Source organism: Dietzia sp. DQ11-44 (genome assembly GCF_014145205.1).
In the GTDB taxonomy this organism is placed as follows: domain Bacteria; phylum Actinomycetota; class Actinomycetes; order Mycobacteriales; family Mycobacteriaceae; genus Dietzia; species Dietzia natronolimnaea.
On sequence record NZ_JAALEC010000713.1, the window covers coordinates 1 to 534 of the forward strand.

Below are 534 nucleotides of genomic sequence, written 5' to 3' on the forward strand. Positions count from 1 at the left end.
CGCGATGGACTCAGGCCCGTTCCGCGGCCCGGACGTGATGGTGTTCGATCGGGAGGGCTCGAGGAACTGGGTGGTCCCGGTGGCGATCAACGAGATGCCCCTGGCCCGGAACAACAGTCGGGAGAAGATCCGGTTCCACCCGGAGCAGTTCGAGGACCGGGCACTGTTCGACGTCCGCGAGGTGAGCTCGAGAGTGGTGGTCGTGCGGCGGTGACCGGGCCGGGCCGGAGGCCGGGCGAGGCGCAGCGTCGCCGGCGTCGTCAGGCGGGGCGCAGCGTCGACGGCGCCGGGAACGGTGCCACGATCTCGCGGCCGACCTCCTCGATCGCGTCCGTGAGCGCCGTCGACAAGACGATCCGGTTCTCGTCGAGGTGGGAGATCCGCACCACGGTGTCGCGGCCGTTCTCGTGGAACAGGAAACGCTCCATGAGGAACCGCAGACCGATCCCCTCGAGTACGTCCTCCGCCCTGTGCCAGTCGTCGACCGGGTCGAGCGGGCGGCCGAGCCGGTCGATCGGCACGAGCAGCGGCTCA

2 protein-coding genes are annotated in these 534 nt (G+C 70.2%); one reads left to right on the top strand and one right to left on the bottom strand.

The window, feature by feature from the left end; all coding sequences use genetic code 11:
* On the top strand, positions 1–214 hold a 214-nt coding region (locus tag G6018_RS16075; RefSeq protein WP_182610950.1), incomplete at its 5' end, for an arabinofuranosyltransferase.
* A gap of 46 nt (positions 215–260) precedes the next feature.
* Here G6018_RS16075 and G6018_RS16080 read toward each other — a convergent pair.
* A partial coding sequence (locus G6018_RS16080; RefSeq protein ID WP_182640153.1) for a hypothetical protein occupies positions 261–534 on the bottom strand: 274 nt, incomplete at its 5' end.